Below are 2853 nucleotides of genomic sequence, written 5' to 3'. Positions count from 1 at the left end.
AATATTCGCTTAGATTACTAGGCCACAGGTTAAGCGCCGCGATAAAAGCATGCTCAAAGAGAACAGAAATAGAACAGCAAAGATCAACAGCCCCTAAAAACCTCTCTTAAAAATATTGTTATGTTACAAGGTATATGTGCAATCTAGGTAAAATTCCTGCCGTATATGAAATTTTCAACCACGCACCATTGAAGCAATACTCAAAAACACCGCTCACAACCTCCTACAAGGACATTAACGTAAAAAACTATCACTAAGATTGGAGAACACAATGGGCCATATACAGCTCCCTAATGACACCTTTCCCTTATTGATGGATATCACCATCAGGCCTAATTCAAATATAAAACCCGCTGTGATTAATTACACTGCTAGTCACCAGTTATATTTTTCAACGAAAGTCAAAGCTTGCTTCGCAGGCGTCAATATAATACTCATACACTTACAACTCCATTGAAAATTTCCGCATATATAAATACAAAGACAATGTGATGAAACACTCAGCGCCCTACCATTATATAGACTAATCGTCGGGCTGTTTTATACACCTCAAGCACCGCAGTAAATCACCTTAAAACAACATAGAACAGATATAGTAATCAATACTTCTCTCTAGCTAATTTTATAGTAACTCTAAATTCCTCAAAATATTCATATTGAAAAAAATTTGAAAAAAAACTTTCATCTATTCTCTTTATGATGATGCGCTTTAAGTTTGAGACTCTAATATGAAAATAATCAATTATTGGTTTATTGGCCTGCTATCAACAACAGTGCACGCTGAACCTGAAGTTCATTACAACGAGTGCAAGCCAAGTTTTAATTATCTCGGCGCTGACTATCAAGGCACAACAAACAAAAATAACACCGGCAGCCAATGGTGCTACTTGAAAAAGCCTATCGATGGCGCTAGTTGGGGGAATGTCCGCGTCGAGACCATTCCCAAGTTTACTACTATATCAGGAACATCATGCAGATCACCATCGTCTTATATGGGAGAGCAGTTTTATGGATGTTCATCTCGCAACCATACAACACCTTGGTGCTACACTGATGAAAGAAACTGGGAAGAGTGTGAACGCACGCCACCGGCACAATTACTCTCTCATACCCACCCACAGCAAAGTAAACGGTTAGATCGTATTGCTTTGGGCTCGTGTTTCAAAACACAAGGCGATATGCCTGATGCCCTTGCTCGCCTAATAGGCCACAAACCCGACCTGTATTTATGGCTGGGAGATAATATTTACGCGGATACGACTGATATGAGTAAAATGCGTCAGAAGTATGATGATAAAAAACTTAATTCAGATTACCAACAATTTTTAGCTGCGAAAATTCCAACCATGGCCACATGGGATGACCATGATTTTGGCCTAAATAATGAAGGAAAGCACTACCCAAAAAGAGCGCAGTCTCAAGCCGCTTACTTACGTCATTTCGATGTTCCAGCAGACGATCCCCGTCATACAACACAAGCCGGTATTTATGAAGCGAAAATGTTGGGACAACCAGGAGAACAAACACACGTTATCACATTAGATGCCCGATACTTCCGTTCACCAACATTTAGTAGTTACGGTGAATGTGAAGGCTCAAGTAGCACTATTTTAGGCATGGCGCAGTGGCAATGGTTGGAAAATGAATTAGCAAAACCATCGCAAATAAAGTTAATTGCCAGTGGCATTCAAGTGCTTCCTCCCTTGTATCAAGGCAGACCCAAATCTAAATACTGTACATATGCAGAAGGCACAACATTTGATAATGCGATTTCATCCCTCGGTGAAACCAATATGTCAGGTACAAGCTATGAATCTTGGGCTGAAATGCCTGCGCAAAGAGAGCGCCTACTACGTTTGGTGCAAAAATCAATAAATTCTGGTAAAACCAAGGCCGTCATCTTTTTATCTGGTGACCAACATTGGGGCGAATTACTTCAAAAAAATATACCAGCCAGTCATGAACATGGTAAAGCGACAACAGTCTACGAAATCACCGCATCAGGTTTTGGACAAAGTTGGCCGTATCACATTGAAAATCCATTGCGTCTTCCTATTTATGCCGACGCTAAAGGCGATAATAATTACACGCAGCAATGTCAGTTTCCAGCGAAACATGCAGGAAAAACATATCGAGGCTGTACTAGTGAAGGTCGCGAAAAGCCCTGGTGTTATACGCAACTGGATAACGATGGCAACGGCACCAATCAGCACTGGGGATTCTGCGCAACAACAGGCGACACTATTCCAACAGGCCGAGTCGGTACAGTGAGTCAAAATGTCAATCAAATGACAACCAGTGACCATCACTTAATCAATAAATCCGGTAGTAACTATGGAATGCTAGACATTGATTGGCAAAACAGAGAAATAAAACTCTCTATTCAAACAGCAACAGAAGAAGCCGTTTCCACAATAGTACGTTTCTAATACACAAATAAGTGAGGTTTTGTACCTCACTTATTATAGAAGTGGAATATCCCATTGGATTTCACAATAGAAATACCTCTATACAGATATTTTCACCGCAGATTCAAGTCTGAAGTGCACCACGCTTAAAATCAGAGCTAACTGCTTTTTATGATCGACCTATCAACAAATGAAAAAATTAAATTAGAGTCGAAACTCAACTTTAATTTATACAAATAATCAACAAGGTTATTTTCCCATTTACGCTTTTCCATTATACATTATTGAAATAAAACTCTAATCAGATGGTCACTATAACTCAGTGGTAACCATCCATATCGACGGTAATAAATAGTGATTCCCACCCATACTGAAGAACTTAATTACCCCTTTTACACACGTGTAATCTCTGGATGTTATTGAAAGATATGTTTGGCGTTTATGT

Annotated in this window: 1 protein-coding gene; it reads left to right on the top strand. The window is 39.6% G+C overall.

Annotation, left to right across the window (positions count from 1 at the left end; translation table 11 throughout):
- Positions 1 to 728 precede the first annotated feature (728 nt).
- On the top strand, positions 729 to 2429 hold the full coding sequence (locus J8L97_RS22625; protein WP_211052979.1) for an alkaline phosphatase D family protein: 1701 nt from the start codon (positions 729 to 731) through the stop codon (positions 2427 to 2429).
- Positions 2430 to 2853 lie beyond the last annotated feature (424 nt).

This window comes from Pseudoalteromonas sp. MMG012, from assembly GCF_018100875.1.
GTDB classification, from domain to species: domain Bacteria; phylum Pseudomonadota; class Gammaproteobacteria; order Enterobacterales; family Alteromonadaceae; genus Pseudoalteromonas; species Pseudoalteromonas aurantia.
This window is presented reverse-complemented; position numbering and strand designations above follow the sequence as displayed.

What these genes read in the sequence shown, in the direction of transcription:
- J8L97_RS22625 (WP_211052979.1), top strand. Translation starts at nt 729, where the DNA reads ATGAAAATAATCAATTATTGGTTTATTGGCCTGCTATCAACAACAGTG.